Genomic DNA, 25,013 nt, shown 5'->3' on the forward strand with positions numbered 1-25,013 from the left:
CGACCGCACCCCACGCCGCTGCCCACCGGGCGGTGCTGCAGCACTTCACTGATCTGGGACCGGCGGTGGCGTCCGTCCAGGCACAGGCCCGGCAGCTCACCGCGTGGGGAGTGGAGCTGGCCGGCCGGCTCCTGGCCGGACACCGGCTGCTTGCCGCCGGCAACGGCGGATCCGCGGCGGAGGCGCAGCACCTGACCGCGGAGCTGGTGGGCCGGTTCGACGGCGACCGGCGCCCGTTCTCGGCCATCGCCCTGCACGCGGACACCTCGGCCGTCACGGCCATTGCCAATGATTACGGGTTCGATCAGCTCTTTGCCCGGCAGGTGCTGGGTCACGGCCGCCGCGGCGATGTCCTGGTTCTGCTGTCCACCAGCGGACAAAGCCCCAATCTGCTGGCCGCCGCCGCTGCCGCCCGCAGCCTCGGCCTCAGGACCTGGGCCCTGACCGGGCGCGGGCCCAATCCGCTGAGCATCGCCTGTGATGAGGCGGTGTGCATCGATGCGCGCTCGGCCAACGCCCAGGAAGCCCATCTGATTGCCGTCCACGCGCTCTGCCGCGCCTTCGACGCGGAAGTGCTGCGCCGCAGCGGAGAGGAACAGTCATGAAAATTGTGGTGGTGGGCGACGTCCTGCTGGACACCGACATCACGGGCAGCGCGCAGCGGCTGTCCCCTGACGCCCCCGTGCCGGTGGTGGAGGTGGAGACGGTTCGACGGCGTGCCGGCGGCGCCGGGCTGGTGGCCCGGATGCTGCAGCGCGAGGGCCACGAGGTACAGCTGGTTACGGTCCTGTCCAACGACGGCGCCGCCGGGGAACTGCGTGCTGCGCTCGCAGGCATTGCGCTGACCGCCGGGCCCTCAGGCGTTCCCACCCCGGTAAAAACCCGGATCCGTGCCGGGGCGCAGGCGGTGGTGCGCTTTGACGAGGGCTGCGCGCCGCCCGCGGTGCCGGAGGTGACCGAGGAGATGCTCTCTGCAGTCGCCGCGGCGGAAACAGTCATTGTGGCGGACTACGGCCGCGGACTGACCGGAAACCCTCGGCTGCGGACCGTGCTGGAAGGACTGGCCGGACGGATTCCCGTGGTCTGGGATCCGCATCCCGCCGGGGCGGAACCGGTGCCCGGCGTCGCTGCGGTGACTCCCAACCTTCCCGAGGCGCTGCGCGGCGCAGGCGTAACCGGCGGCGGCGTTTCCGCGGCCCTGCGGGCTGCCGAGCGGCTGCTTGAGCGGTGGCAAAGCCGCTCCGTCGTGGTGACCCTCGGCGCCCTGGGCGCACTGGTCCTGCCGCGGTCCGGGCTGCCCCAGGTGATCCCGGCGCCGCAGGTGTCCGCCTCGGACACCTGCGGCGCCGGCGACCGGTTCGCCGCCACGCTGGCTCTTGGCCTGCGCCGGGGCCACCCGCTGGAATCCGCTGCCGAGAAAGCCGTTCTGGCCGCAGCGGGTTTCCTGGCCGGGGGCGGTGTTGCCTCCCTGCACCGGGACAAAGAGCCAGCCCGGCTGCACAGCGAAAGCCTCGACGCGCTGCACGCCGCGCAGCAGGTCCGCGAGCGCGGCGGAACGGTGGTGGCCACCGGAGGTTGTTTCGACCTGCTCCACGCCGGCCATGCCAGGACCCTCGCGGCGGCACGCCGGCTCGGCGACTGCCTCATCGTGGTGTTGAACTCGGACAGCTCCGTCCGGCGGCTCAAAGGCAAGCAGCGGCCGATCATCGGTCAGGAGGACCGCGCCGAACTGCTGCTGTCTTTGGGCTGCGTGGACGGCGTGCTGGTCTTTGAAGAAGACACTCCCGAAGCGGTGCTGGAGCGGCTGCGTCCGGACATCTGGGTCAAGGGCGGGGATTACCGCGAGGATCAGCTTCCCGAAGCCGGCCTGGTCAGGACCTGGGGCGGAGAAACCGTAACCGTTCCCTATCATCCGGCCCGTTCCACCACGGCCCTTGCCGCTGCCTTGGCCCAGGTGGGCTGAGCGAAAATCCATCCGCTAAGAATCCGGAAACCCTTCTGAAAGGAAACAAGCATGTTGTTGAATCTCTCCAATCCCGGACGGGTGCTGATCACCGGCGGAGGCTCCGGCCTGGGCGCTGCCGTGGTGCGCGCAGTTACTGAAGCCGGCGGAACCGCCGTCGTGCTGGACCGCGACATCAGCGGCGTTACCGAAGCAAAAGCCTTTGAAGTGGACGTGGCGGACCGCGCAGCCGTGGAAGCCGCAGTGCGGGAAGCGGCGGAGTCCCTGGGCGGGCTGGACGCAGTGGTGACGGCTGCCGGGATCGACCGCTGCGGGCGGCTCGAAGACGTGGCCGCAGAGGAATGGGAAAAAGTCATTGGCGTGAACCTGCTGGGCACCGTGTCCGTGGTCCGCGCCGCGCTGCCCTACCTCCTTGAGAGCCATGGCCGTGCCGTCACCGTGGCGTCGAGCCTGGGGATCAAGGCGGTTTCCGACGCCACCGCCTACTGCGCCTCAAAGTTTGGGGTGGTGGGCTTCAGCCGGGCGCTGGCGGCCGAAACCCGCGGCCGGATGGGGGTGACCACCATGATTCCCTCCGGCATGAAGACCAACTTCTTCGATGACCGCACGGAACAGTACAAACCCCGGGACGATTCCCGGCTTAACGATCCGCTGCGCGTGGCCGAGGCCATTCTCTTTGCCCTGCACCAGCCCAAGGGGTGCGAGGTACGGGAAATGGTCATCTGCCACGAGGAGGAGGACTCCTGGCCCTGACAGTAGCCGGCGGGCCGCCCTAGGCGGGCGGGGCGGCCCGCAGCTCGGCCACGTCCGCATACACCGCCGCGGGATCCACCGAGGCGACAAAGGAATCGTCGTGCTCGCAGCGCTCGGCAGTCCAGCCAACCTGAGTGACATCCACTGAGCACACGGGGCAGCGGGACACCCAGGCCATGTGGACCCGGTGGCGGGTGCGGCCCATGGCCCCGGCATTGATCACGTTGCCAAACCAGTAAATCCCCACCGTGGGTGTTCCCACCGCCTGCGCCAGGTGCCGCGGGCCGCTGTCATTGCCCACCATCACGCTGCTGGCCTTCAGCAGCGCCGCCAGGGTGCCGATTTCCAGTTCGCCCGCCACGGAGCCAATATCGGCATTGTGTCCGGCCGCATCGAGGGCCAGGGCAAGGATCCGGTCGCCCAGAATCCGGTCGCCGTCGTCTCCCACCACCAGCACCCGGCACCCGTCTGCCGCGGCCCGCGCCGCGACGTCCGCAAAGGCCGACGCCGGCCAGCGGCGCCGCGGATCCGTGGCACCGGGGTGCAGGGTTATCAGGTCCCGGCCGGGCGCCAGATAGGCGGCGGCCTTTTCTTCTTCCTCGGGCAGGACCTGCAGCTGGGGTTCCAGCGACACCGGAACGGCGCCCGCCAGACCCGCCACCTCCAGGAAGCGGAGCACCTCGTGCTGGTAATAGACATAGGGAATGGTGCGTTCCAGATGCACCGCGTCCGGTGTCCGGGTTCCCACCGTGTGCTCGGCGCCCAGCCCCAGCAGGAACGGGTTGGAGTTGCGGCCCCCGCCGTGCAGCTGCACGGCCAAATTGAAGTTCCGCGCCTCCATCTCTGCGCGGAACTGTTCCAGGGCAGCCGCATCCTCGGGACCCGGGTGGATCCCCGGCGCCGAAGGCAGCACTTCGACGCGCTGCACCGGTCCGGGACGGCCGTCCAGCAGCGCCGCGTGCAGCGGAGTTCCCAGCAGGGTGATTTCTGCTTCCGGGTAGGCCGCGGCGAGGGCGTCCAGGGCAGGCACGGCAAACATGAGGTCCCCGAGACCGCCGCCGCGCAGCACCGCAATCCGCTCCACTCCGGCAAACGGTTCCAGGACCGGGCCCACCCCGCGGCGCAGCGGCTCAGCCTGCGGCTTCCCGAACGCTGATCCGTCCTGCTCCGCCAATCCGTGCACCATGTGCCCTCCGCAGTCTCTTGCTCCCGGTCCTTTTCTGGGCTTCACCCTAGGGCCTGCACCCACTGAACCCAACCCTCGGGACGCACCTCAAAACTCCCGCTGCAAACCTGTGTAAAGCGCCGCCCAAACGGGTAGGAACCCTACACAGGATCCAGCCAGTTCGCCTGCCGACCGCAAGGAACCCCATGCCTCACAGTGCCGCTCCCGCCTCTCCGGCTGTCTCTCCCGCCACGGCTGCAGCCCCTCCTGCCCCTGCCGCCGCTTTGGCCGGTACTGCCGGCGCGGTGCCGGGAAGCGGCAGAATCCTGGTCTTCAACCCGAATGACGGCACGCCGGTGGGTGAACTTGCCGCCGCGGACCGGGAGCAGGTGACGCGGGCGGTGGCCGCGGCACGCAGGGCACTGCCCGGATGGGCCGGGACCGATCCCGCTGACCGGGGCCGGATCCTGCGCTCAGCTGCCGCCGCCGTCGCCGAACGGGCCCGGGAACTCGCGGAACTGAACCACCGGGAAACCGGGAAACCGGTGGATGAGGCCCTGGGCGGGATAGCCGCAGCGGTGTCCACGCTGGAGCAGTACGCCGAACTCGGCCCGGTGCACCGCGGCCTCAGCCTGCGCGGATCCGTGCTGGCAGCGGACTACACCGTCTCCGAACCCCGCGGCGTGGCAGTGCTGCTCACGCCGTGGAATGATCCGGTGGCTGTGGCAGCCGGCCTCATTGGCGCGGCGCTGGTCACCGGCAACACCGTCATCCACAAGCCGAGTGAACGCTCTCCCCACACCGGCATCCTGCTTGGCGACATCCTGGCACCGTTCTTCCCGGCCGGCGCCTTCAGCACTCTGACCGGAGATGCGGAGACCGGGTCGCTGCTCACCCGCGAGGACGGGGTGGACGTCTTCGCCCATGTTGGTTCCAGCCCTGCCGGCGGGCGGATCGCGCGGGCGGCCGGCCTGACCGGGGCACACGTCATTCGTGAAAACGGCGGCAACGATCCCCTGCTGATCGATGCCGGGGTGGATCCGGTCTGGGCGGCTGAGCAGGCGGCAATCGGCGCTTTCAGCAACAGCGGACAGATCTGCACCGCCGTGGAGCGCATTTACGTGCACCGGGACCTGGCCGAACCGTTTTGCCGGGCCCTGACCCAGGAAGCCCGGCGCCGCAACCGGGACCAGCCGCCGGCCCCGCTGGTGGATGTCCGGCTCCGCTCCTCGGTCCATGCCCAGGTCACCGATGCGGTCCGGAACGGAGCGGAGCTGGCCGAGGGCGGCGTACTGCCCGACGGTCCCGGCGCCCACTATCCCGCCACGGTGCTCCTGAACTGCTCCCGTCCCATGGCTGTTTTTACCGAGGAAACGTTCGGACCGGTGGCTCCGGTGCAGGTGGTGGACAGCTTCGCCGAAGGACTGGAACTGGCTGCGCGGGACAGGTTCGGGCTCGCTGCCACCGTGCTGACGCCGAGCATCGACTCCGCCCACCGCGCCGTGGCAGCCCTGCCGGTGGGAACGGTGAAAATCAACGCCGTCTTCGGCGGCGCTCCCGGCGGCTCCGCCGAACCCCGCGGGGAGAGCGGGCGCGGCTTTGGCTACGGACCCGAGCTCCTCGACGAGTTCAGCCTGGTCAAAGTGGTCCATGTGGGCCTGGCGAAGGTGCCGGGACAGGCATGATCGTCCCGCCGGAACTGTCCGGGCTGCGCAGTCTGGCCCCGTGGCTGCCGGGCCGCCTGGCGGCCCGGGCGCCGCTTGTCGCCGTCGTCGGGGACGTCATGCTGGACGGCTGGTGGTCCGGCACCACGGACCGGTTCTGCCGTGAAGCCCCGGCTCCCGTGGTGGACATGGTCAGCCGGGACTACGCACCCGGCGGCGCCGCAAACACCGCCATGAATCTCCGGGGCCTGGGCGCGCGGGTCCGTCTGGCCGGGCTGGTGGGCGAGGATGAACCCGGGCGCCGGCTGCGGGCCGTGCTCGCCGCCGCCGGCATCGACCTCCAATTGCTCCATGCCAGGCCGGACGCGCGGACTGCCACCAAATACCGGGTCCTGGCAGGAGATCAGGTGCTGCTGCGCATGGACGACGGCGGCAGCCCGGTTCCGGGGCAGGCGGAGGAGGACCTGGCCGATGCCCTGCCCGCATGGCTCGGAGAAGCGGACGCCGTGGTGGTGTGCGATTACGGCAGCGGACTGCTGCACGGGCGTGTGCGCGAGGCCCTGATCCGGCAGCGCGGAAACCGCCTCACCGTCGTGGACGCCCACGCGCCGGGACTGTGGGCTGCACTGGAACCCGACGTCGTTACCCCCAATTTCCAGGAGGCGGCCCGGCTGCTGGACCTGCGGCCGGAGCCCGGCCGGGAGCGGGCCGAGCAGATCGGCGGCCGCGGCGCTGACCTGCTGCAGGCAACGGGTGCCCGCTCCGCCGTCGTCACCTTGGACCGTGAGGGAACGCTGCTGTTGACGGGCGGCGGCCAAATCCACCGCACCTGGGCGCGGCCTGCCACCGAGAAGCAGGCGTCCGGGGCCGGCGACACCTTTGTGGCGTGCCTGACCGTGGCCCGGGCCGCCGGGCTCCCTCTGAGCACGGCCGCGGACCTGGCCCAGAACGCTGCGGACGTGGTGGTCCGGAGGGCGGGAACATCGGTGTGCACGTGGGCGGATCTGGAACTGCATCTGACGGCCCTGGCGGACACCGCCCTGTCACCCGATGAACTTCAGGCGAGGGTGGACGCGGACCGGGCCGCCGGCAAGCGGATCGTGCTGACCAACGGCTGTTTTGACGTGTTGCACCGCGGACACACCCGTTATCTGCAGCAGGCCAAGGCTCTCGGGGACGTTTTGGTGGTGGCGTTGAACGGAGATGACTCGGTGACGCGGCTCAAGGGACCGGGCCGGCCGATCAATCCGGTGCATGACCGCGCCGGCGTCATTGCGGCGCTGAGCTGCGTGGACTATGTCACGGTTTTTGACACGGACACCCCCATTCCGCTGATCGAAGCCCTTCGTCCGGACGTCTACGCCAAGGGCGGGGACTACTCCCCGGAGATGCTGCAGGAGACGCGGGTGGTGCGCGAATGCGGCGGGCAGGTGCGGATCCTGGACTATGTCGCGGACCATTCGACGACGGCGCTGGTCGAACGAATCCAGTCCTCCTCCCCCGGAGTCCACCGGCGCACTACGGAGGCAGGGACAGGAGCGGAAGCAGGGGCGGGGAGATCAGGCCCGGGCGAATCAAGCGTCCGGGGATCCAGGGCCTCAGGAGCCTCGCCCGCCGGTCCGGGAACTGGTCCGGAGGAAGAAGCCGGAGCCCGGCTACCTGCGGACGGAGCCTAGGCTGTAGGGTCCGTGCTGCCCGGATTGGCGGGGCGGGAGGCGCCGTTGGCCGTATTCGAAGGGGTCTCCGGAGCTTCCGGAACTGCGTTGCCTGAAGGCGCTGCGTTGCCCGAAGGTGCTGCGTTGCCGGAAGGCGCTGCGCTGCTGCGGGGGGCACCAATCGAGCCGGCGCCGCCGGGAATCTTGGCCGAGCTTCGGTGGACGCCGGAGCCCTCGCTGAGGTGGTCCGGGTTCGGCTTTTCCGTCATGAGCAGCAGAGAGCAGATCAGGACGGAGGCAATGAACGCAATGCCTGCGGCGGTGAATCCCAGATCAACCCGCAGTTCCTTTTCTCCGCCGCCGGTGGCGAAGATCATGGTGGCAATGCCCGCAATCACAGCCAATACGGCAGAAAAAATGAGCGGGGCCTTCACGGAGTTCCGCTTCTGCGGCCCACCGGATGAGCTGTTCGCCACTGATTTCCTCCTGCTGCGTTGATGATCGCGGTTCTACAAACGGTAGAACCGATTTTCCAGTTTACGGCTTTTGCCGGCCCGCTGCTGCCGGATCCGTGTTGCCCGCGGAACGGGCATCAAACCGGGCACCCAGACCCGAGGTGGCCAGCATGACCGCAATGATGAGGGCAGAACCGCCGGTAACTCCCAGCATCGCCTGCGCACCGAGGTCCATGGCCTGCACGGCTACCAGGATGATGGCGGCTCCCAGGCTCACCACTCCTGTGATCAGCCAGTCACGGGCCGGCAGGAATGTGGTGCGGGACTTGAGCCAGAGATAAAGCTCGACGGCGCCGCCCAGTGCCAGCGCAATGCCGGCGGCGGCGCAGAAGGCTTCCACCGAGCGCAGTGCGAGGACGGCCACACCGGCAAGGGCGTAAACGGCGGCCTCAAGCAGCTGCAGGGTGCGGATCCGGGGTTCCCCGCTGAGACCGGCGAGAACGGACATCCGCCATACGCTGACCGCTGTGAGCAGCAGGTAGAGCCCGCCGGCAACGGACAGCACATTGATTCCGGGTCCCTGCCAAAAGACGGTCAGGATCCCAAAGGCAGCCGCCGTGGCCGAACGGAGGAGGATGGGTTTCCACGGGGTCATTCCGTGGCTGGATTCGCCCACTGCCGAGCCTCCGCTTTCGTGTCTGCACCTTCGTGGAGCCGGTTGGCCCCCCACCAGCTTAGTCGCTCGCGCTGCCCGGTGCCGCCCCGGTGACCATCCAGGCGTCCTGCCGGATCCGCCAGGTCAACGTGAGTGCGCGGGCACTCATGTATCCCAGTGCGAAGGCGGCCCACAGCCAGGCGATGCCGCCGGGACCTTCGAGGCCGGAGGCTTGGACCCACCACAGCAGCGGCAGGTAGGCGACCAGGTTCAGCACGCCGGTGATCGCCAGGTACCGTGCGTCGCCGGCACCGATGAGCACGCCGTCGAGCACGAAAACCAGGCCGCAGATCGGCTGGGACACGGCCAGCACCCACAGTCCGGCGGTCAGCGCGGACTGCACGCCAGCGTCGGGCGTGAAAATCCAGCCGGCAAAGGGAGCCGCCGCGGCCAGCAGCACTCCGGTGATCACCCCGAATCCCACGCCCCACCGGATCATCCGGCGGGTCAGCTCCCGGGCCAGGGACGCGTTGCCGGCACCGAGCTCCTTGCCGATCAGTGCCTGCGCGGCAATGGCCAGGGCGTCGAGGGCGAAGGCCAGGAAGGTGAAGACGGTCATGACCAGCTGGTGGGCAGCCAGCGACTGCGGTCCCTGCGCGGTGGCCACCAGCACCGCCGCCAGCACGGCCAGGCGCAGGCTCAGCGTCCGCAGCATCAGCCAGGAGCCCACGTGCGCGGTGGCGCGGATCCCGGCGGCGGCAGGACGCAGCGGAACTCCGGCACGCCGAGCCATCCGTCCCACCAGCACCAAATAGACGGCGGCCATGCCCCACTGGGTGATGCTGGTGCCCAGCGCGGAACCGGCAACGGAGAGGTTGAAACCGTACACCAGCAGATAGTTCAAGCCGATGTTCACTGCGCAGCCGACGCCGGCCACCATCAGAGGCGTCCGGGTGTCCTGCAGCCCGCGCAGCACGCCCGTGGCCGCCAGGACCACCAGCATGGCGGTAAGCCCGGGCATTGAATACTGCAGGTAATCCACGGCGAAGGCATGCACTTCACCGGTGGCGCCCAGTGCGGTGGCCAGAGCCGGGGCAGCCAGGATTCCGGCAACGGAGAGCAGCACGCCCAGGATCAGGGCCAGCCCGATCCCGTCCCGGCCGGCCGCCACGGCCTCACGGTGCCGGTCCCCGCCCAGATATCTGGCCACGGTTCCGGTGGTGGAATAGGCCAGGAACACCATGAGCCCGACGGCGGTTTGCAGCACCGTGGACGCCAGCCCCACCCCGGCCAGTTCATTGACGCCAAGGTGGCCCACGATCGCCGAATCGGCAATCAGGAACAGCGGTTCGGCGATCAGTGCACCCAGTGCCGGTACGGCCAGGGCGAGGATGCGCCGGCCCAGAGCGGAGCCTGAGGTCTGTGCTGAAGTGCCCATCTTCACAGCTTACGGTTCTGCCGCAGGGGAGCCTGCACCGGCGGGGTGCCCCGTTCCGGAGCGAGGACCGCGGCGGCCGCGGCGGCGGCCAGGGCCATCAGCACGCCCACAAAAACACTCAGTCCGGTCCAGCCCCAGTGCTGGAAAAAGATGCCGCCCGCCCAGCCCAGCAGGCTGGAACCGGCGTAGTAGAAGAGGTTGTACAGCGAGGAGGACTGTGCCCGGCCCTCGGTCGCGAGGAAGGGCGCCCAGCCGGAGGCAATGGAGTGGGCGGCGAAGAATCCGCCGGTGAACACCACGAGCCCGGCGATCACGGCCGGCAGCCAGGACCCAAGAGTGAGGGCCAGCCCGGAGGCCATTACCGCTATTGACCCGAGCAGCACCGTCTTGCGGCCTCCGTGCGCCGCCAGCCGGCCGGCCAGGGATCCGGCGGCACGGGAGGACCAGGTGCCGGCGAGGTAGGCCAGGAACAGGAAGCTGGCCACGCTTTGCGGCAGCGAGAACGGTGCAGCGCCGAGCCGGAACCCCAGATAGTTATAGACCGCCACGAATCCGCCCATCAGCAGGAAACCCTGCAGATACAGGCTGATCTGCAGGGGATTGCGCAGGTTCAGCAGCAGCCGCCCGCCGAGTCCGGGTCCGGGATCGGTGCGGCGCAGCGGCGAAAAACCGCGCTGCTTCGGTGCGGTGAGCATAAAGACGACGGCGGCTCCGGCGGCCAGCAGGCTGACGGTGCCGACACCCACCCGCCAGTTTGCGGCGTCGGCCATCGGGGCGGCAACGATCCGGCCGGCGAGCCCGCCGATGGTGGTGCCCGAAACGTAGCTGCCGGCGGCCACGGCGGCATGGACCCGGGACACCTCTTCGCTGAGGTAGGCCAGGGCGACGGCGGGAATCCCGCCCATCGCCGCGCCCTCCGTGAACCGGAGCATCAGCAGGACCGGAAGATTGGGGCTGAACGGAACCAGCAGTCCCAGGACCACGGCGGCAATGATTGCCAGCCGCATGACGGGCAGCCGGCCGAAGCGGTCAGCTGCCGCGGACCAGGAAATGACGGAAGCTGCCAGGCCCAGTGTTGCCGCTGATACAGCCAGTGCGGCGGCCGGGGCGGTGATGTCCAGGTCCCGGGCCAGGCCGGGCAGGACACCCTGGACGGAATACAGCTGGGCGAAAGTTGCCATTCCTGCCGCGGCCAGTGCCACCATGACGCGGCGGTAGCCCCGGCTGCCTTTGGGGTGACCGGTCCACGGGATTGATGTGTTGCCGCTCAATCCTGCTGCCCCCGGGCCGGCTGTGGAAGTTTCAGTTCGGAGCGCAGGTTGCGGCGCGCCTGCTCCTCCCAGCGGTTCCGGGCTGCGGGAGTGGAAAACAGCGGGTCGGCCTCCAGCAGCTGCTCCACCACCCGGCGGCGGCCGGCGGTGAAATCGGCGTCGCCCACGTGCGCGTATTCACGTCGGACATCGGCAACGTAGCGGCGGTAGGCTTCCGGGCTGCGACCCAAAACCGACAGGTCGGCGTCACAGAGCAGCATTCCGGCCGTGTCCCCCGGCTCAGGCCGGTGTCCGGCCGTCAGCCGGACCAGCCGCTGCACTTCGCGAATCTCCTCCTCGGGTGAGCCCGCCTCCGGAAGCAGTGTCCCGGCGAGCTCCGCGGAGCACTCCTCATCCTCGGGGGCCCCGCGGTACACGGCGTCGTGGAACCAGGCCGCCAGAAGTACCGTCCGCGGCGGCGGCCCCTCCGAAAGCTGCTCCGCTGCCTCCAGGACGGCCAGCAAGTGCCTGCGGTCGTGGTAGCGGCGGTGCGGCTCGCCCCAGCGGTTCAGCAGCTCGGCGCCCAGCCCGTTGGCTCCGGGCACCAGCGCTTCCCAGCGTGCCAGCAAAGGGTGCACCAGCGAGGAACTGCGTTCACGCGCCTTGATGCGCAGCCCGCTGCGGATGAGCAGGCGCACCAGGGTGCCGCCGTCGACCTCCGCCGCACCCCGGGCCACCAGATCCCGGTAGCGGCGCACCGGCACATCGTAGTGGTCCAGATCGAAGGCGCGGGCATCGATTCCGGCGGCGGCCGCGAAGCCGTGCAGTTCAGCCAGGGAGGTGTCCGAGACCAAGTGGGAGAACACCGTATTATGGGCCGGCCACAACGGCGGATCGATGTAGATCATCCGGCAGTGCGCCGGAACGGGAAGCGGAAAGGCATGCTCCATACCTACCGGATGCGGCCGCGCATTTCCACGCGGGACCTTTCGGCGGACCCTTGTCCGTGCCGCGCCTGCATGGTCCAATACCAGCATGAATGAAGGGGACACAGCCGTCCTGGCCATTGGTACGCGCAAGGGCCTGTGGCTGGCGACCAGTACTGACAGGCACCACTGGCACCTGGCCGGGCCGCACTTCCTCATGGATGAGGTCGCGTCCGTGGCCCTTGATACCCGGGGTCCGGCTCCCCGGATCCTCGCCGGCATCATGAACTGGCACTGGGGCCCGTGTGTGGTCCACTCGGATGACCTCGGGCAGACCTGGAGCGAGCCGGAGGACGGCGCCGTCCGTTTTCCGGCGGACACCGGCGAAGCGCTGACCCGCGTCTGGCAGCTGCAGCCGGACAGCGCGGACCGCCCGGGAGTGGTCTGGGCGGGGGCGGAACCCATTTCCGTGTGGAAATCCACGGACGGCGGCGAGCATTTCGAGATGAACCAGCCGTTTTGGGACCATCCCCACCGCAGCGGGTGGGGCGCCGGGTTCGGCGGTGCCGCGGCCCACACCGTGCTGCCGAGCCCGGTTGATGACACCGTCCATGTGGCGATCAGTGCGGCAGGTGTTTACCGCACGGACGACGGCGGGGCATCTTGGGTGCCGCGCAACACCGGAATCAGCGCGTACTTTATGCCCGATCCGAATCCGGAGTACGGGCAATGCGTCCATAAGGTGGCACGGGACGCCGGTGATGTCCGTCGCCTGTATGCCCAGAACCATCACGGGGTCTATCGCACCGACGACGCCGGGGACTCCTGGCAGTCCATCGCGGACGGACTGCCCGCCGATTTTGGCTTTGTCATGCTGGCGCATCCAACCCGGCCCGGAACCATTTGGACGATCCCGTTGAAAGCCGACGGTGAGCGTATTGCCCCGGAGGGGCATCTGGCGGTGTACCGCAGCGAGGATGCCGGGGATTCGTGGACGCGGCTGGATCACGGCCTCCCGGAGACGGACTACAACGCGGTGCTCCGCGATGCGGCCGCGGTGGACACCGCAGAGCCGGCCGGCGTGTACTTCGGCACCCGGGGCGGGCAGGTATTCGGGAGCGCAGATGAGGGCAACACCTTTTCCCTGGTTGCGGGAAACCTTCCTGACGTACTGTGCGTCCGGGCCGCGGTTGTGCAGGCTGCGGGACTGTAAAGGAGGCTGCACTTTGACGGGTGACAGGGCTGCGGGGAGGTGAAAGTGTGACCGCAACCGATCCGGTTCGCCTGGTCCTGCCGGCGGCGCTGTCCGCCGCAGCCGGCGGGCAACGTGAACTCTCGCGCACATCCGGTCCGGGACTTACCGCCGCCGCCCTGCTGGACGGCCTGGCCGCCGACTATCCCAGGCTGGAGCGCCGCATACGGGACGAGGCCGGCCGACTGCGCCGGTATGTGAATGTCTATATTAACGGAGAAGAGCTCCGCTCCCTGGACGGCCTGGCCAGCTCGGTGCCTCCGGGATGTGAAGTCCTCGTCCTGCAGTCCGTGGCGGGCGGCTGACGGCGGAGGGCGTCCCGGCCTGTCGGTTAACGCAGCAGGCGCCCCGCCGTGAAGCGGGGCGCCTGCTTACTGTTAATATCCGGTCCTGCAAAGATGCTGCAGATTCCGGGCTAGGCCTTCACTAGGCCGGCAGCTGCAGAACAGCGCCGGTGAAGATCAGGTTCGGGTCGATGACGGAGTCGGCGTTGGCGTTGTACAGCGTCTGCCAGCCTCCTTCGATGCCGAGCTTCTCGGCGATTCCGGAGAGCGTGTCACCGGACTGGATGGTGTAGGTCTCACCGGTCACAGCGGGGGCGGGGGTCTCCACCGGTGCGTACTGCTGAACCTGTGCCTCCGGGATAACCGGGGTCTCGGGCACTGCAACCTCAGGGGCTGCCGGGGCTTCGGGAACCGAGTAGGTTTCCACCGGTGCCACGTATTCCTGAACCGGGGCGGGAGCCACGTATTCCTGAACCGGGGCCGGAGCCACGTATTCCTGAACCGGGGCGGGAGCGGTGTACGTAGCCTCGGGGGCAGTGTACTGCTGGGTCTGCTCCGGAACAGTGCTCTGGGGAGTCACCGCACCGGTGGCTCCGCCGGAGAGGCCGAGCTTTGCGGAGCAGGCAGGCCAAGCGCCCCAGCCCTGTCCGGCGAGAACGTTCTCAGCCACGGCAATCTGCTGCTCACGGCTGGCAGAGGTGGGATCACCGGTACCGCCGAAGGCGGCCCAGGTGCTCGGGGTGAACTGAAGGCCGCCGGAGAACCCGTTACCGGTGCTGATGCTCCAGTTGCCGCCGCTTTCACACTGTGCGAGTGCATCCCATGTACTCGCGTCTGCAGCCTGGGACGGTACTGCGGTCAGGGCCACGCCAGCACCCGAGATTGCTGCTACAGCTAGTCCCCGGCGAACGTTACGGCTGATCTTAGACTTAGTCATTTGGATTTGGCTGCTCCCGGGGCCCACCTGCGTTCCACCCTTCCCAAGGCTTCTCGACGCCGTCGCCAACCCCTTGACGATAGAGGTCATGAAAGCGGTGCCTGACGATGTGGCGACGTGTGGTGGCTCGAGGCACCGAGCGTTTTGCGGCTGCACCCGGAACGGTGCCAGCCATCTTCCGGGACTTCATCTGCCCGGGGGGTTCTATTTCCGAACCCGCTAAACACCGTAAGGGATGTCCTGCTTGATAACAAATTGGTATCGGTCGAGCAAAACGTGACCGCCTCCGCACTCTTTTGCGCTCCTCCCCGTCAGCGCGCGGGCCGATGGCCGGAAGGGTGCAACAACCCGTCCCGCATAGCTGTGGTGAAGGTCACAGCTATTGGGGTCTTGTGGACACGAACCAACCGCAGGTCTAGGGTTTGACCTCGTGCTCACATTCTTCAATGCGCTCAAGCGCATTCTGGTCGGGCGTCCCTACGGCAACGAACGGCTCTCGCACACCCTGCTTCCCAAGCGCATCGCGCTGCCGGTATATGCCTCGGATGCTCTTTCGTCGGCAGCGTACGCTCCCGACGAAATTTTGCTCACACTGGCCCTGGCCGGCGTCACTGCGGTAACCGTCTCTCCCTGGGTGGGACTGGCCGTCATCGTCGTTTTGCTCACAGTGGTTGCCTCCTACCGGCAGAACGTCCATGCCTATCCCTCCGGCGGCGGGGACTACGAAATTGCCAGCACCAACCTGGGTAAACCCGCCGGATTGACGGTTGCATCCGCCCTGCTGGTGGACTATGTGCTCACGGTCGCCGTATCCATGTCTTCCGCGTCGCACTACCTGATCACTGCCATGCCGGTGCTGGACGGACACCAGGCGGTGATTGCCGCCGTCGGCGTGGCCGCCCTGGTCCTTGTCAATCTGCGCGGGATCCGGGAAGCCGGGGCCGTATTCGCCGTTCCCACCTACGTTTTTATCGCTTCAGTGCTGGGCATGTGTGCCGTCGGTGCCTTCCAGGCTGTCACCGGCACGCTGGGCAAGGCGCCGTCCGCAGACTTTGACCTGGTGCCTGAATCCGCGATGGATTCCGGTCTGGTGGGCCTGGCCGGAGCGTTCCTGCTCCTGCGTGCCTTCTCCTCGGGTGCAGCTGCGCTGACCGGCGTGGAGGCAATCAGCAACGGTGTTCCCACCTTCCGCAAGCCCAAGAGCACCAATGCCGCCACCACTCTGCTGCTCCTGGGGGTGGTGGCGGCCTCGATGCTCGCCGGAATCCTCGCCCTTGCCAGCGCCACGCATGTGCGCATGGTGCAGGACCCCGCCCTCCAGCTGACCATCAACGGGAACCCGGTCGGCCCGGAATACGTTCAACATCCGGTGATCAGCCAGCTCGCGGAAACGGTCTTCGGCAACGGAAGCCTTCCGTTCTACATTGTGATTGCAGCCACGGGACTGATCCTGGTTTTCGCCTCGAACACGGCCTTCAACGGGTTCCCGGTCCTGGCCTCGATCCTCGCGAAGGACGGGTTTCTGCCGCGGCAGATGCGCACCCGCGGTGACCGGCTCGCGTTCAGCAACGGCATTATTGCCCTTGGCGTGGGCGCGCTGGTCCTGATCCTTCTTTTCGACGCCGATGTCACCCGCCTGATCCAGCTTTACATCGTGGGTGTGTTCGTTTCCTTCACGGCCAGCCAGCTCGGCATGATCCGTCACTGGACCGCACGACTGCGCACGGAACGCAGCCGGGAAGCGCGCCGCCAGATGAAGCGCTCCCGGGTCATTAATGCCGGCGGATTCGGCATGACGGCGCTGGTCCTCGTGATTGTCCTGGTGACAAAATTCACCCACGGTGCGTGGATTGCGCTGTTGGCCATGGCCGGGCTGTATCTGCTCATGTTCACCATCCGAACGCATTACGATTCCGTGGCCAGGGAACTGGCAGTGGAGGAAGACGCGCATGGGCTGGCGCTCCCGTCCCGCGTCAATGCAGTGATCCTGGTGTCCAAGGTTCACAAGCCCGCCCTGCGGGCCCTGGCCTACGCCCGCGCGTCGCGCCCCTCAACCCTGAACGCCATCATCGTGGACATCGACTCCGAGGACACCAAACGGGTGATGGAGCAGTGGGAGAGGATGCAGATCCCCGTTCCGCTGACGGTGCTTTCCTCCCCGTACCGCGAGACGGTGTCCCCCGTGCTGACCTATCTGCGCGAGGCACGGCGAAATGCTCCCCGCGAACTCTTTGTGGTCTACATCCCCGAGTATGTGGTGGGCCGCTGGTGGGAACAGCTGGTGCACAACCAGACCGCCCTGCGGATGAAAGCCCGCCTGCACTTTGAGCCGGGCATCATGGTGGCCAGCGTCCCCTGGCAGCTGGCTTCCAGCCGGGACCGGGACGCCACACCTACAGCGGGTTCCGGGCTGTAGCAAGAGGTCTGCCCGGAGCCTGAACCGGTCGCAGATGGATCCGGCGGCAGGAGCAACAGCTCCGGCTCAGGCCTCCGGCTTGGCGGTCGGTTCCGGAACGGGCATGCCCCGCCCGGCAAGGACCGACCGGTAGGCGTAGTCCGTGAGGAGCCCGTCAGCGTGGGCCTGCACCACGGTCTCGAAGGACCGCGGTCCCTGCTCGGTGCTGTAGGGGAAATGGATCAGCTCGGCAATGAGCTCCCAGTCCTCGGCAATGGTCTCAATGAGGTCCGCCGGGGTTTCCTCCGGTCCGGGCCCGCCGCTGAGGACCGTCCAGGATCCCTCCGGAACCCGGTAGGCCTCCAGCCGTTCCAGGTCGGCTTCGAGTTCCTCCAGGGAACCGTATTCGGTCTGCGCCTCGGGCGGAACAGAGCCGTCCGGTGTTGCCAGCTGGCTCACGAAGCCGGTTTCGAGCGGGAAGACGGACGTCGGCACGGGTTCGCCCTCTTCCAGATAGGCGGGCAGCTGCGAGGGCATCCAGTACCAGGCATCGCCGTCGAGCGCACCGCCGGGCTGGCTCCGTTCGCTGATCCAGCCGCGTTCGGTCAGCAGCGACTCACCTTCGTCGCTGGTGAAGGATTCGGTGTTGCCGAAGATCCGGTTGGTCTCATGCTCGGCACGGCGGGCCTGCTTCTTCTTGGCTGCTGCCTTCTTGCGGGGCTTTGACTTGGGCACGGTACTCCTAGGATGCGGCTGGTCGGGAATGCGGCCGTGACGGACCGTCAGGGCGCAGACCGGCAGCATCAATTCTAGACGCCGGGCGCCTAGAAGCCGGAGCCGCCCTCCACTGCCATGTTGGAGAACCGGGAGTAGTGGCCCTGGAAGCCCACCACGATGGTTTTGGTGGGGCCGTTACGGTGCTTGGCCACAATGACGTCGGCCTCGCCGGCACGCGGGGACTCCTTGTCGTAAATGTCCTCACGGTGCAGCAGGATCACCATGTCCGCATCCTGCTCAATGGAACCGGATTCACGCAGGTCCGAAACCATGGGCTTCTTGTCCGTACGCTGCTCGGAACCACGGTTCAGCTGCGATAGGGCGATCACCGGCACTTCAAGCTCCTTGGCCAGCAGCTTCAGGGCACGGGAGAACTCTGAAACTTCCTGCTGGCGGGACTCCACCTTTTTGCCCGAGGACATCAGCTGCAGGTAATCCAGCACCACGAGCTTGAGGTCATGGCGCTGCTTCAGCCGCCGGCATTTGGCCCGGATTTCCATCAGTGACATGTTCGGGCTGTCGTCAATGAACAGCGGGGCGTCATTCATCCGCCCCATGGTGGTGGCGATCTTGCCCCACTGCTCGTCCTTGATGGTTCCCTTGCGCAGGTCCTGCAGCCCGATGGTGGCTTCCGCGGAGAGCAGGCGCATGGCAATCTCGTTGCGGCCCATTTCCAGGGAGAAGAAGACGGTGGTCATGTTGTTCTTGATTGCCGCGGAGCGGGCAAAGTCGAGGGCAAAGGTGGATTTACCCACGGCGGGACGGGCAGCGATCACGATCATCTGGCCCGGATGCAGCCCCTGGGTCAGCTCATCCAGTTCGTAGAATCCGGTGGGCACGCCGGTCATGCCTTCACCGCGGTGGCCGGCGGACTCGATCTCGTCCACCGTGCCCTCGATGATGTCCTTCAGCGGAACATAGTCCTCTGCGGTGCGGCGTTCCGCCACGGCGTATACCTCGGCCTGCGCTGCGTTGACGATGTCATCCACTTCCATGCCGTCGCTGGAATATCCGAGCTGGACAATTTTGGTGCCGGCATCCACCAGCCGGCGCAGGACCGCGCGTTCGCGGACGATTTCGGCGTAGAACCCCGCATTGGCAGCGGTGGGAACGGATTGGATCAGTGTGTGGAGATAGGCCGGGCCGCCGATTCGCCCGATCTCGCCGCGCTTGGTCAGTTCATCCGAGACGGTGACGGCGTCGGCAGGCTCGCCGCGGCCGTACAGGTCAATGATGGCTTCGAAAATGGATTCGTGGGCCGGACGGTAGAAGTCGATCCCCCGGAGGACCTCCACGACGTCGGCAATGGCGTCCTTGGAGAGCATCATGCCGCCCAGGACGGACTGCTCAGCAACCAAATCCTGCGGGGGCGTCCGTGCGAAGTCGGAGCCTGCGCTGGATGCCGGTGAATCAGTATGCGTGAGCGACACTGTGTAACCCTTTCCCAAGGTCCTGCTGTGGTGCGATCCCTGCCCGGTGGGCAGCTGATTCAGGTCTATCCCGCCGCGGTGACACTTCTGCGGCGGCCGGAGAACGGCACCGTCCCGGTGAAAGGCAGGGAGTCGAATAGATGGGATTCATCCGCAACCGTAGTCCCGAATCCCCCTGCTCCCAAATGAGTTATCCACAGCCCTTGTGGACAAGGTGTTGATAAGGCGGCGTGTCTTGTGCACAGGTTGGGTATAAGGGTGTGGATAAACATTTATTTTCACCCTAAATATGGCTCTGACGTGGGAAAACGTTCATCCACACCTGTGCACAACAAGTATTTTTTGTGGACATGCACGCCGGAATTTCAGGTTGACAGATGGCCGAATCAGGCATATGGCCGAGGTTATCCCCGGTTTGGTGAGAATTTTCCACAGCCGGTATCCACAGGATTTATCAGCATGCCGCCACAGCCGCGAGGATGCACGCTGCACGCAAAAGCGCCCCCCGCCCGAAGGCGGGAGGCGCAGAAGCCAAACACGCGCTAAGGCGTGCCTGCGGCGTACTAGCTGGCTACGACGTTCAGGTCGATGACAGCAGCAACGTCGTCGTGCAGACGGACGTTGGCCTGGAAGGAACCAACCGACTTGATGTGAGTCGGCAGTTCAACCTTGCGCTTGTCGATGGCGCCGAGACCGGCAGCTTCGACAGCAGCGGCAACATCGGCGGGCTTGACGGTACCGAAGAGGCGTCCGGACTCGCCGGCCTTGACGGCCAGAGTGACCGGCTTGGCGGAGAGTGCAGCAGCCTGCTTCTGAGCATCTTCCAAGGAAGCGTGCTCGCGGGCAGCGCGGGCAGCCTTGATGGACTCAACCTGCTTCTCGCCACCCTTGGTCCAGGTCAGAGCGAAGCCGCGGGGCAGAAGGAAGTTACGTGCGTAACCGTCCTTTACCTCGATGACGTCGCCGGCAGCGCCGAGACCGGTTACTTCGTGGGTCAGAATGAGCTTTGCCATGAGTTAGGTTCCTTTCCTTTAGCCGCGGCCAGCGCCGGAGTACGGCAGGAGAGCAACTTCACGGGCATTCTTGATTGCCTGTGCAATTTTGCGCTGTTCCTGCACAGTTACGCCAGTTACGCGACGAGCGCGGATCTTTCCGCGGTCGGAAATGAACTTGCGCAGCAATGCTACGTCCTTGTAGTCGATGACAGTGATGTCAGCGGCCTTCAAGGGATTGGACTTTGGTTTGGGCTTGCGAAGTTCAGCCTTAGCCATCGTGGAGCTCCTTATGTCTAGTGGAGCCCGTGGATCATTCCACGGGATGGGCTCGACGGCGGGTGCCGTCTGAGGTTGCGCCCGAAGGCGCAGGGGGTGAAAAGCTGTGCGTTTCCCGTTGGGCAACGCACCGCTCTCCGGTCGAGCTTAGAAGGGCGGATCGTTGGAGTCCGGACCGTTGCCCCAGCCGCCGGCGTTTCCGCCGCCTGCAGGAGCACCCCAGGGATCGTCAGCCGGTGCAGCCTGTGGCTGCTGCTGGCCGCCGCCCCATGCGGGGTTGGAATTGCCGCCGAAGCCGCTGTTTCCGGAGTTTCCGTTGTTGCCGCCAAAGCCGCCGCCACCGCCGCCGGAGCGCTGGGTGCGGGTGACCTTTGCGGAGGCGTACCGAAGCGAGGGACCGATCTCGTCGACCTCAAGCTCCATAACGGTGCGCTTTTCGCCTTCTTTGGTTTCATACGAACGCGACTTCAGGCGGCCCTGGCAAACAACACGCGTCCCCTTGGTCAGGGATTCGGCCACGTTCTCAGCGGCTTCGCGCCAGACAGATGCACGGAGGAACAGCGTTTCGCCGTCCTTCCAGTCATTTGACGTGCGGTCGAAGGTCCGCGGAGTCGAGGCAATGGTGAAGTTAGCCACTGCCGAACCTGACGGGGTGAACCGGAGTTCCGGATCATTCGTTAGGTTGCCGACGACGGTAATAGTTGTCTCGCCTGCCATGTTGCCTCCTGATTTCGGTTTGGTTTGCAGAAATTACTCTGCGGAAACCTTTGCAGCTTCAGCCTTTGCGGCCTTCTTGGCATCCTTCTTCGAGATCTTCTGCTCTTCCGGGCGGATGATCTTGGTGCGCATGATGGTCTCGTTCAGGCTCAGCTGGCGGTCAAGCTCAGCAGCAGCAGCAGGCGTCGCGGTGAAGTTAACCACTGCGTAGATGCCTTCAGCCTTCTTCTGGATTTCGTAGGCGAGGCGGCGACGGCCCCAGATGTCGACCTTCTCGATGGTTCCACCATCGTTGCGGACAACATTGAGGAACTTGTCGAGCGAAGGCTCGACTGTACGCTCTTCTACCTCGGGGTCGATGATAACCATCAGTTCATAAGCACGCATTTGTGAACCCACCTCCTTTGGGCTATACGGTCACGGCATTTCCGTAACAGGAGGTTCTTTTGCGTTGTCGTCCCGCCGGCCCTGGAGGACCAGGGGGCAGGAAAAGCGTCGGGCAAGCCGACAGCACAGACTTAGCTAGTCTACCGGACCCGGACAGGTGGTTCTTACGCTCCCGCCCGGGTCCGGCATCCTGCGGCCGGCGGTTACTTGGTGAAGAAAACTTCACTCACCCGGGACAGGTGGAAGGGATCCTGAACGCCGCCCATCTCGCGGGCCGAGTGCATGGACAGCAGCGGAATGCCGACGTCGACCGTGCGGATGCCCAGCCGGGTGGCCGTCAGCGGGCCGATGGTGGAGCCGCACGGCATGGAGTTGTGGGACACGAACTCCTGGTACGGAATCCCGGCTTCCCGGCAGAGCCCGGCCCAGCGTGCTGCGCCGGGAGCGTCGGTGGTGTAGCGCTGGTTCGCATTGATTTTCAGCAGCGGGCCGCCATTGAGCACGGGGTGGTTGGCCGGATCATGACGTTCAGAGTAATTGGGGTGGACCGCGTGGCCGGCGTCGGCGGAGATGCAGAAGGAAGCCGCGAAGGCCCGCTGCTTGTCCAGCTCGGACGCACCCAGACCGCCGGAAATCCGGGTGAGCACATCTTCCAGGAACGGGCCTGCGGCACCGGAGCGGCTCCCGCTGCCCACTTCCTCATGATCGAAGGCAGCCAAAACGGCAATGGATCCGCCGGTTTTGCTTGCTGCTGCGGCAATCAGGGCCGCCAGTCCGGCATGGACCGATGACAGGTTGTCCAGGCGGCCCGAGGCAAAGAATTCATTCTCCGCCCCGAAAGTCCGCGGCTCCTGCGTGTCCGCGGCAACAATGTCATAACCGCCCACCTGGTCTGCCGTCAGTCCGGCGCGGGCGGCCAGCAGCTCCAGCAGATCAGCGGTTGAGGGATCCCCAAGTCCCCACACCGGATTCATGTGCTGCTGCTTGTCCAGTTTGAGGCCCTCATTCACGGCCCGGTCCAAATGGATGGCCAGCTGGGGGAACCGCATCAGCGGTCCGGTTTCCACCAGGTGTTCTTCACCGTCAAAGGTCACCAGCCGCCCGGCCAGCTGCAGTTCGCGGTCCAGCCACGAGTTCAGCAGGGGGCCGCCGTACACCTCCACGCCGGCCTGCAGCCAGCCGAGCCGTCCGGTGGTGGAACGGGGCTTGAGCTTGAAGGAGGGCGAATCGGTGTGGGAGCCCAGAATGGAGAACCCGGTTCCGGAACCGGCGCCTTCGGGAACGATCCAGGCGATCAGGGCGCCGTCGCGCACCACCAGGTATTTTCCTGGATCCGCCGGCCACTGAAGGCTTTCGTCCAGTTCGGTGAACCCGGCGGCAATGAGGCGGCGGGCGCCCTCACGTGCGGCATGGAAGCTGGAGGGGGAGGCGCTGACAAAAGCGCCAAGGTCATGGATGTGATCCGATGCATCAGACATGCTTCGATTCAACCAGAGCCGGGAGGGAGCGCGTAACAGTGACGCGAACCGTGGGTAAACCGGGTGCTTAAACACGAAAACTCCCCCTGTGGAGGAGTTGGTGCCCTGCGAAGGATCCGGCCGGAGGCGGCGGCTGTTCATCCGCCGCCTCCGTCCCCCAACGGTTGTTGTCCCTAGACGTCGCGGCGTTTGGCCACAAGCAGGGAAATGATGAGCAGCCCCACGGCCCAGGCTGCCATCACCAGGCCGCCCTCCAGGGCGGTGAGCTGCCCGGCTTCATCCGCTGGAATCAACAGCATCCGGTCCCCGGCGTTGGTGGGCAGGAAGCGGGCGGCGTCGGGAATCCAGTCGGCCAGCCCCTGAATGAGGTTCACGATGATCACCGGAAAGACGAAGAACAGTCCGATGGCCGTCACCACGCCGCCTGCCGTATTGCGCAGGAGCGTGCCAATTGCCATCGAGATCACGGCAATGAACGCCAGATAGGTTCCGGTGTTCAGGATGGAGCGCAGCACGCCGTCTTCGGTCAGGGCAAAGTCCAGGCTTTCCCCGGAGAGGATTGGCTGGGCAATGAAGTAGGAGATGAACGCCGCGCCGGCACCGAGGACAAAAGCGATGAGGGCAATGACCAGATTCTTCGCCAGCAGGGCCGGGATCCGGGTGGGAACGGCCACCATGGTGGACCGGATCATGCCGGTCCCCCACTCCGAGGCGATCAGGACAACCGCCAGTGAGGCGATGAGCAGCTGGCCGAAGATGTAACCGCTGGCAGGTGCGATGAGCGCCTGTTCGCGGAGCATGTCCAATCCGCCGCCCATTTGGGCCTGCATCTCCGGGGTTGCGTCCGCCATGAATTGGACCGATACCGCCAGCTGCCAGGCGTACAGGGCGCTGAGCCCCACCATGACGACGAGCGTGATGGCCAAAAGGATCACGGTGGAGGGCACGGTGGTGACCTTGATCCACTCCGAACGCAGGATGCGCGAGAAGCTCAGGCCCGAGCCGTCCCGGCTTCGGGCCGGAGCCGGTGTTGGTGCTGTCTGGGTGCTCATGCTGACTTTCCTCCGCCGCTGATCAAAGTTGGCTCGGCTGCGGGCGCCGGTTCCTCCCGCTGCTCAATGCCGTGTGACTGGTATTCGACCTGGTCCCGGGTCAGCTCCATGTACGCCTCTTCCAGGGAGGTCTTGCGGGGAGTCAGCTCGTAGATCAGGATCTGCCGGGCCAGGGCGGCCTCGGCGATGCTGCGCGGCTCGGGGCCGGTGATTTCCAGGAGGCCCGGTTCAAGCTGGGTGAAGGTGGTTGCGCGGTTTTCGAGTTCCCGCCGCAGTTCCTCCGGCTGGTCCGTCCGCACCAGCGTGCGGATTTTGTCCTGCCCGGCAATGACCTCGCTGATCGGTGCGTCGGCAATGATGCTGCCGCGGCCGATGATGATCAGGTGGTCCGCGGTGACAGCCATTTCGCTCATGAGGTGCGAGGACAGGAAGACGGTCCGCCCCTCAGCGGCGAGGCCCTTCGCCAGGTTGCGGACCCAGAGAACGCCTTCCGGGTCCAGGCCGTTGACCGGCTCGTCGAAAATCAGTGTCTGGGGGTCACCCAGAAGTGCGACGGCGATGCCCAGGCGCTGCCCCATGCCCAGGGAGAAGCCGCCCACCCGCCGTTTCGCCACCGGTCCCAGGCCGGTGAGTTCAATGACCTCGTTGACCCGTTTGTTCGAGATCCCGTGGGTGGCTGCCAGGGCGCGCAGGTGGTTGTAGGCCGTGCGCTTGGTGTGCACGGCCTTGGCATCCAGCAGTGCGCCGACTTCGTGCAGCGGCGCGCGGTGCTGCTGGTACGGCTTGCCGTTGACCGTCACGGCACCGGCCGAGGGGCGGTCCAGCCCCACGATCATGCGCATGGTGGTCGATTTGCCGGCGCCGTTGGGGCCCAGGAAGCCGGTGACCCTGCCGGGTTGGACGGTAAAGGAAACGTCGTTGACGGCGGTTTTGGGGCCGTAGCGTTTCGAGAGGCCGGATGCCTCGATCATGGTGATCCTCACGTTGGGGCGGATGGAAGCTGGGGGGCTCCTCTCACCCTATGGGAGTGAAACGCTGTCCGGACCGTTCGAAAGGATGATTTCGGCAACTTTCCAGGGATGAATCAGGGATAACCCGCAGTCAGCCGT

Annotated in this window: 24 protein-coding genes; 8 read left to right on the forward strand and 16 right to left on the reverse strand. The window is 66.5% G+C overall.

Annotation, left to right across the window (positions count from 1 at the left end):
• The first annotated feature begins 35 nt into the window (after nucleotides 1-35).
• The 3 genes from AC4D2Q_RS04945 to AC4D2Q_RS04955 are packed head-to-tail and all read left to right on the forward strand — an operon-like array spanning nucleotide 36 to nucleotide 2,716.
• On the forward strand, nucleotides 36-605 hold the full coding sequence (locus AC4D2Q_RS04945) for a D-sedoheptulose-7-phosphate isomerase (protein ID WP_490945708.1): 570 nt from the start codon (nucleotides 36-38) through the stop codon (nucleotides 603-605).
• Nucleotides 602-1,963, forward strand: a complete 1,362-nt coding sequence (locus AC4D2Q_RS04950) for a PfkB family carbohydrate kinase (protein WP_490945486.1) — start codon at nucleotides 602-604, stop codon at nucleotides 1,961-1,963. Before AC4D2Q_RS04945 ends, AC4D2Q_RS04950 begins: the two co-directional genes overlap by 4 nt.
• Before the next feature lie 51 nt (nucleotides 1,964-2,014).
• Nucleotides 2,015-2,716: an SDR family oxidoreductase gene (locus tag AC4D2Q_RS04955; protein WP_490945487.1), complete on the forward strand. Its 702-nt coding sequence runs from the start codon at nucleotides 2,015-2,017 to the stop codon at nucleotides 2,714-2,716.
• Between the two features lie 19 nt (nucleotides 2,717-2,735).
• On the opposite strand, the gene AC4D2Q_RS04960 is transcribed toward AC4D2Q_RS04955, so the two are convergent.
• Complete coding sequence (locus AC4D2Q_RS04960) at nucleotides 2,736-3,902, reverse strand: glycosyltransferase family 9 protein (RefSeq protein WP_490945488.1); 1,167 nt, start codon at nucleotides 3,900-3,902, stop codon at nucleotides 2,736-2,738.
• A 185-nt stretch (nucleotides 3,903-4,087) separates the two neighbouring features.
• On the opposite strand from AC4D2Q_RS04960, the gene AC4D2Q_RS04965 reads away from it, so the two are divergent.
• Both AC4D2Q_RS04965 and rfaE2 read left to right on the forward strand, forming a co-directional pair.
• Nucleotides 4,088-5,566 carry an aldehyde dehydrogenase family protein gene (locus AC4D2Q_RS04965; protein WP_490945489.1) on the forward strand — a complete coding sequence of 493 codons (1,479 nt, stop codon included), beginning with the start codon at nucleotides 4,088-4,090 and terminating at the stop codon, nucleotides 5,564-5,566.
• Nucleotides 5,563-7,221 carry a D-glycero-beta-D-manno-heptose 1-phosphate adenylyltransferase gene (gene rfaE2 / locus AC4D2Q_RS04970; RefSeq protein ID WP_490945490.1) on the forward strand — a complete coding sequence of 553 codons (1,659 nt, stop codon included), beginning with the start codon at nucleotides 5,563-5,565 and terminating at the stop codon, nucleotides 7,219-7,221. Before AC4D2Q_RS04965 ends, rfaE2 begins: the two co-directional genes overlap by 4 nt.
• On the opposite strand, the gene AC4D2Q_RS04975 is transcribed toward rfaE2, so the two are convergent.
• The 5 genes from AC4D2Q_RS04975 to AC4D2Q_RS04995 all read right to left on the reverse strand — a co-directional run bounded on the left by AC4D2Q_RS04975 (nucleotide 7,218) and on the right by AC4D2Q_RS04995 (nucleotide 11,906).
• Complete coding sequence (locus tag AC4D2Q_RS04975) at nucleotides 7,218-7,604, reverse strand: hypothetical protein (protein WP_490945491.1); 387 nt, start codon at nucleotides 7,602-7,604, stop codon at nucleotides 7,218-7,220. The genes rfaE2 and AC4D2Q_RS04975 overlap by 4 nt on opposite strands.
• 133 nt (nucleotides 7,605-7,737) lie before the next feature.
• Entirely contained in the window at nucleotides 7,738-8,331 is a 594-nt protein-coding gene (locus tag AC4D2Q_RS04980; RefSeq protein WP_490927828.1) for a hypothetical protein, read from the reverse strand.
• Nucleotides 8,332-8,389: 58 nt separating this feature from the next.
• Complete coding sequence (locus tag AC4D2Q_RS04985; protein ID WP_490945492.1) at nucleotides 8,390-9,748, reverse strand: MATE family efflux transporter; 1,359 nt, start codon at nucleotides 9,746-9,748, stop codon at nucleotides 8,390-8,392.
• Between the two features lie 2 nt (nucleotides 9,749-9,750).
• Nucleotides 9,751-10,953 (reverse strand): MFS transporter, encoded by a 1,203-nt coding sequence (locus tag AC4D2Q_RS04990; protein WP_490945709.1) that lies wholly within the window; start codon nucleotides 10,951-10,953, stop codon nucleotides 9,751-9,753.
• Nucleotides 10,954-11,015: 62 nt separating this feature from the next.
• Nucleotides 11,016-11,906 carry a DUF4031 domain-containing protein gene (locus AC4D2Q_RS04995; RefSeq protein ID WP_490945493.1) on the reverse strand — a complete coding sequence of 297 codons (891 nt, stop codon included), beginning with the start codon at nucleotides 11,904-11,906 and terminating at the stop codon, nucleotides 11,016-11,018.
• A gap of 127 nt (nucleotides 11,907-12,033) precedes the next feature.
• Here AC4D2Q_RS04995 and AC4D2Q_RS05000 point away from each other — a divergent pair, with 127 nt between their 5' ends.
• Nucleotides 12,034-13,137 (forward strand): WD40/YVTN/BNR-like repeat-containing protein, encoded by a 1,104-nt coding sequence (locus AC4D2Q_RS05000; RefSeq protein ID WP_490945494.1) that lies wholly within the window; start codon nucleotides 12,034-12,036, stop codon nucleotides 13,135-13,137.
• 47 nt (nucleotides 13,138-13,184) lie between these two features.
• The gene (locus AC4D2Q_RS05005) at nucleotides 13,185-13,481 is read left to right on the forward strand and encodes a MoaD/ThiS family protein (RefSeq protein ID WP_490945495.1); all 297 of its coding nucleotides are present in this window, start codon (nucleotides 13,185-13,187) and stop codon (nucleotides 13,479-13,481) included.
• Nucleotides 13,482-13,602: 121 nt separating this feature from the next.
• On the opposite strand, the gene AC4D2Q_RS05010 is transcribed toward AC4D2Q_RS05005, so the two are convergent.
• Nucleotides 13,603-14,397: a transglycosylase family protein gene (locus AC4D2Q_RS05010; protein ID WP_490945496.1), complete on the reverse strand. Its 795-nt coding sequence runs from the start codon at nucleotides 14,395-14,397 to the stop codon at nucleotides 13,603-13,605.
• A gap of 430 nt (nucleotides 14,398-14,827) precedes the next feature.
• On the opposite strand from AC4D2Q_RS05010, the gene AC4D2Q_RS05015 reads away from it, so the two are divergent.
• Complete coding sequence (locus AC4D2Q_RS05015; RefSeq protein WP_490945497.1) at nucleotides 14,828-16,813, forward strand: APC family permease; 1,986 nt, start codon at nucleotides 14,828-14,830, stop codon at nucleotides 16,811-16,813.
• Between the two features lie 66 nt (nucleotides 16,814-16,879).
• On the opposite strand, the gene AC4D2Q_RS05020 is transcribed toward AC4D2Q_RS05015, so the two are convergent.
• The 9 genes from AC4D2Q_RS05020 to AC4D2Q_RS05060 form a co-directional block, all read right to left on the reverse strand.
• Nucleotides 16,880-17,527, reverse strand: a complete 648-nt coding sequence (locus AC4D2Q_RS05020; protein ID WP_490945498.1) for a hypothetical protein — start codon at nucleotides 17,525-17,527, stop codon at nucleotides 16,880-16,882.
• A gap of 89 nt (nucleotides 17,528-17,616) precedes the next feature.
• Nucleotides 17,617-18,999 (reverse strand): replicative DNA helicase, encoded by a 1,383-nt coding sequence (dnaB, locus tag AC4D2Q_RS05025; protein ID WP_400930274.1) that lies wholly within the window; start codon nucleotides 18,997-18,999, stop codon nucleotides 17,617-17,619.
• 563 nt (nucleotides 19,000-19,562) lie between these two features.
• Complete coding sequence (gene rplI / locus AC4D2Q_RS05030) at nucleotides 19,563-20,012, reverse strand: 50S ribosomal protein L9 (RefSeq protein ID WP_400930271.1); 450 nt, start codon at nucleotides 20,010-20,012, stop codon at nucleotides 19,563-19,565.
• Nucleotides 20,013-20,030: 18 nt separating this feature from the next.
• Complete coding sequence (gene rpsR, locus AC4D2Q_RS05035; RefSeq protein ID WP_003800144.1) at nucleotides 20,031-20,270, reverse strand: 30S ribosomal protein S18; 240 nt, start codon at nucleotides 20,268-20,270, stop codon at nucleotides 20,031-20,033.
• A 147-nt stretch (nucleotides 20,271-20,417) separates the two neighbouring features.
• The gene (locus tag AC4D2Q_RS05040) at nucleotides 20,418-20,987 is read right to left on the reverse strand and encodes a single-stranded DNA-binding protein (RefSeq protein ID WP_400930267.1); all 570 of its coding nucleotides are present in this window, start codon (nucleotides 20,985-20,987) and stop codon (nucleotides 20,418-20,420) included.
• 33 nt (nucleotides 20,988-21,020) lie between these two features.
• Nucleotides 21,021-21,374, reverse strand: a complete 354-nt coding sequence (gene rpsF / locus AC4D2Q_RS05045) for a 30S ribosomal protein S6 (RefSeq protein ID WP_490927820.1) — start codon at nucleotides 21,372-21,374, stop codon at nucleotides 21,021-21,023.
• A gap of 203 nt (nucleotides 21,375-21,577) precedes the next feature.
• Nucleotides 21,578-22,852 (reverse strand): M18 family aminopeptidase, encoded by a 1,275-nt coding sequence (locus AC4D2Q_RS05050; protein WP_490945499.1) that lies wholly within the window; start codon nucleotides 22,850-22,852, stop codon nucleotides 21,578-21,580.
• 173 nt (nucleotides 22,853-23,025) lie between these two features.
• Nucleotides 23,026-23,904, reverse strand: coding sequence for an ABC transporter permease (locus AC4D2Q_RS05055; protein ID WP_490945500.1), 879 nt, complete (start codon nucleotides 23,902-23,904; stop codon nucleotides 23,026-23,028).
• Nucleotides 23,901-24,875 (reverse strand): ABC transporter ATP-binding protein, encoded by a 975-nt coding sequence (locus AC4D2Q_RS05060; protein ID WP_490945501.1) that lies wholly within the window; start codon nucleotides 24,873-24,875, stop codon nucleotides 23,901-23,903. Before AC4D2Q_RS05060 ends, AC4D2Q_RS05055 begins: the two co-directional genes overlap by 4 nt.
• Nucleotides 24,876-25,013 lie beyond the last annotated feature (138 nt).

It is taken from the genome of Arthrobacter sp. TJ-178 (genome assembly GCF_058269275.1).

Coding starts and splice junctions, on each gene's coding strand:
- AC4D2Q_RS04950 (WP_490945486.1), top strand. CDS start 602: ATGAAAATTGTGGTGGTGGGCGACGTCCTGCTGGACACCGACATCACG.
- AC4D2Q_RS04955 (WP_490945487.1), top strand. CDS start 2,015: ATGTTGTTGAATCTCTCCAATCCCGGACGGGTGCTGATCACCGGCGGA.
- AC4D2Q_RS04960 (WP_490945488.1), bottom strand. CDS start 3,902: ATGGTGCACGGATTGGCGGAGCAGGACGGATCAGCGTTCGGGAAGCCG.
- AC4D2Q_RS04965 (WP_490945489.1), top strand. CDS start 4,088: ATGCCTCACAGTGCCGCTCCCGCCTCTCCGGCTGTCTCTCCCGCCACG.
- rfaE2 (WP_490945490.1), top strand. CDS start 5,563: ATGATCGTCCCGCCGGAACTGTCCGGGCTGCGCAGTCTGGCCCCGTGG.
- AC4D2Q_RS04985 (WP_490945492.1), bottom strand. CDS start 9,748: ATGGGCACTTCAGCACAGACCTCAGGCTCCGCTCTGGGCCGGCGCATC.
- AC4D2Q_RS04990 (WP_490945709.1), bottom strand. CDS start 10,953: ATGGTGGCACTGGCCGCGGCAGGAATGGCAACTTTCGCCCAGCTGTAT.
- AC4D2Q_RS04995 (WP_490945493.1), bottom strand. CDS start 11,906: ATGATCTACATCGATCCGCCGTTGTGGCCGGCCCATAATACGGTGTTC.
- AC4D2Q_RS05000 (WP_490945494.1), top strand. CDS start 12,034: ATGAATGAAGGGGACACAGCCGTCCTGGCCATTGGTACGCGCAAGGGC.
- AC4D2Q_RS05010 (WP_490945496.1), bottom strand. CDS start 14,397: ATGACTAAGTCTAAGATCAGCCGTAACGTTCGCCGGGGACTAGCTGTA.
- rplI (WP_400930271.1), bottom strand. CDS start 20,012: ATGGCAAAGCTCATTCTGACCCACGAAGTAACCGGTCTCGGCGCTGCC.
- rpsR (WP_003800144.1), bottom strand. CDS start 20,270: ATGGCTAAGGCTGAACTTCGCAAGCCCAAACCAAAGTCCAATCCCTTG.
- AC4D2Q_RS05040 (WP_400930267.1), bottom strand. CDS start 20,987: ATGGCAGGCGAGACAACTATTACCGTCGTCGGCAACCTAACGAATGAT.
- rpsF (WP_490927820.1), bottom strand. CDS start 21,374: ATGCGTGCTTATGAACTGATGGTTATCATCGACCCCGAGGTAGAAGAG.
- AC4D2Q_RS05050 (WP_490945499.1), bottom strand. CDS start 22,852: ATGTCTGATGCATCGGATCACATCCATGACCTTGGCGCTTTTGTCAGC.
- AC4D2Q_RS05055 (WP_490945500.1), bottom strand. CDS start 23,904: ATGAGCACCCAGACAGCACCAACACCGGCTCCGGCCCGAAGCCGGGAC.
- AC4D2Q_RS05060 (WP_490945501.1), bottom strand. CDS start 24,875: ATGATCGAGGCATCCGGCCTCTCGAAACGCTACGGCCCCAAAACCGCC.